1 protein-coding gene is annotated in these 2831 nt (G+C 73.0%); it reads right to left on the minus strand.

The genetic code is table 11. From position 1 onward, the window contains the following. Positions 1 to 2831, minus strand: a 2831-nt coding sequence (locus E1258_RS31690; RefSeq protein ID WP_132407548.1) for an SDR family NAD(P)-dependent oxidoreductase, incomplete at both ends; no start/stop codon positions are given.

Here is a 2831-nt window from a genome sequence, read left to right on the forward strand (position 1 = left end):
TGCCGTGACCCTCCACCGCGTCAACACCACGCACATCCAGCCCAGCGTTCGCCAACGCCGCACGAATCACCCGCTGCTGCGCCAACCCACTCGGCGCGGTAATGCCGTTGGACGCACCGTCCTGGTTAACCGCCGAACCACGCACCACCGCAAGAACCTCATGACCGTTGCGCTGAGCATCAGACAGCCTCTCCAACAACAGCACCCCGACACCCTCGGCCCAACCGGTGCCATCCGCGCCGTCCGCGTACGACCGGCACCGCCCGTCGCGGGACAATCCACCCTGCCCGCTGAACTCCACGAACGTCTCCGGGGTGGCCATCACCGTCACCCCACCGGCCAGCGCCAGATCACACTCCCCCTGCCGGAGCGCGTGCGCCGCCCAGTGCAACGCGACCAACGACGACGAGCACGCGGTATCCACACTCACCGCCGGCCCCTCCAGCCCGAGGGTGTACGCGATCCGGCCGGAGACCACACTGCCAACGCTCGCGCTGCCCGGGTAGTCGTGGTACATCACCCCGGCGAACACCCCGGTCCGGCTCCCCCGCAGAGTGGCCGGCACGATTCCGGCCCGCTCGAACGCCTCCCACGACACCTCCAACAGCAACCGCTGTTGCGGATCCATCAACACCGCCTCACGCGGACTGATCCCGAAGAAACTGGCGTCAAAAGCACCGGCCCCGGCGAGGAAGCCTCCGGCCCGCACGTACGTCTTGCCGGGGCGACCGGGCTCCGGGTCGTACCACCGCTCGATGTCCCAGCCCCGGTCCTCCGGGAAGTCGCCGATCCCGTCACGTCCCGCGGCGACCAGGTCCCACAGGTCCTCGGGCGAGCCGACCCCGCCGGGCAGCCGGCAGGCCATGCCGACGATCGCGATCGGCTCGTCGGAGCCGGCGACGGAACTGGGCGCGGCGGCGAGGCCGGAACTCCCGCCGGTGACTTGGGATCGCAGGTGTTGGGCGACCGCGAGCGCGGTGGGGTGATCGAAAACCAGGGTGGCAGCCAGCCGCAGGCCGGTGGCGTCGGCGAGGCGGCTGCGCAGGTCAAGGGCGGCCAGCGAGTCGAAGCCCAGTTCGGTGAAGGGCCGGTCGGCCGCGACCGCGTCGCCGCTGCGGTGCCCGAGTACCACCGCGACGTGGGTCCGGACCAGGTTGGCCAGGATTTGCTCTATCTCCAGATCGGACCTGCCGCGCAGCCGGCCAACGAAATCCTCGGCGGCCTCGGTGGGCCCGCTTGGGTTGCCGGCCCGCCGGCGGAAGCCGCGCAGCAGCGGCGCCGCCGGATCGGTGGGACTGATCGAGGTCGGGTCGAGGTGTATCGGGTAGAGCGCCGCGCGGCCCACTCCGATGGCCGCGTCGAGCAGCCGCAGCCCGGCCTCGGCGGTCAGCGCGCCGACCCCGGCCTCGGCCAATCGCCGCCGATCGGTCGGGGAGAGTCCGGCGGTGAGGCCGCCATCCTGGTCCCACAGCCCCCAGCCGAGCGACACCGCCGGCCGCCCTGTCCCCCGGCGGTGCTGGGCGAGGGCGTCCAGGAACGCGTTGGCGGCGGCGTAGTTGCCCTGACCGGCGGCGCCCAGGGTACCGGAGGCCGAAGAGAACAGCACGAACGCGGCCAGGTCGGCGTCCATGGTGGCCTGGTGCAGGTGCCAGGCGGCGTCCGCCTTGGCCCGGAGGACCGCGTCGAGCCGGGCCGGAGTGAGGTCCGAGATCAGGGCGTCGTCGAGGAGCCCGGCGGCGTGTACGACCGCGGTCAGCGGATGTTCGGTGGGGATGCCCGCGCAGATCCGGGCAACCGTGTCCGGCTCGGCGACGTCGCCGGCTACCACCGACACCGTAGCGCCGTGCCCGGTGAGCTCGTCGACCAGTTCCTCGGTGCCGGGGGTGGCCGGGCCGCGCCGGCTGACCAGGGTCAGGTGCCGGACGCAGTGTCGGGTGACCAGGTGACGCGCGACCAGGCGGCCGAGACTGCCGGTTCCGCCCGTGATGAGCACTGTTCCCCCGGGGGCCAGGTCCGGGGCACCGGTACCGGTGCCGGCCGGTACCCGGGACAGCCGGGGAACGAGCAGCTGACCGTCCCGGATGGCGACCTCGGGCTCGGCCAGGTCGAGCGCGGCGGGCAGCGCGTCCCGGGAGCTCTCCCGGTCGTCGAGGTCGATCGCGACGAACCGGCCCGGATGCTCGGCGCGGGCGGAGCGCAACAGGCCCCACAGCGGCGCGTGCGCGAGGTTCACGTCGGCGTCCGTACCGGTGGCGACCGCGCCACGGGTCACCACAGCCAGCCGGGTCCGGTCATCGGCAAGCGCGCCGGTCAGCTGGTCGAGCAGCCAGTGCGTGGCGACCCGGGCGGACTCCGGCGGGTCGGTGGTCGGCGCCGGGGCCGTCCGCGGCTCGGGGTGCGGGGTGGCGGTATGGGCCGGACGGGCTACCGGGATCCAGTCGAGCTGGTAGAGCGACGACCACTCGACCTGATCCGTGGCCGTCGCGGGTCGGGTGCTCAGGGACTCCACCGACGCGACCGGTGCGCCGGTGAGGTCTGCCAGGTCGATCCGCACCGCGCCGGCCCCGGTCGGGGTGAGTCGGACCCGCAAGGCGGAGTGGCCGGTCGTCCACCGGGTGACGCCGCGCCAGGTGAACGGAACGCCGCCGGCTCCGTCCGGATCGGCCAGGGCGGCCGCGTGCAGGGCGGCGTCGAGGAGGATGGGGTGGAGGGTGTAGCGGTGGTTGGTGGTGGTGTCGGGGAGGTGGACTTCGGCGTAGATGGTGTTGTGGTGTTGCCAGGCGGTGTGGAGGGCTTGGCAGGCGGGGCCGTAGTGGTAGCCCTGTTGGGCG

The sequence above is a fragment of the Micromonospora sp. KC207 genome (assembly GCF_004348615.1).
GTDB lineage: Bacteria > Actinomycetota > Actinomycetes > Mycobacteriales > Micromonosporaceae > Micromonospora.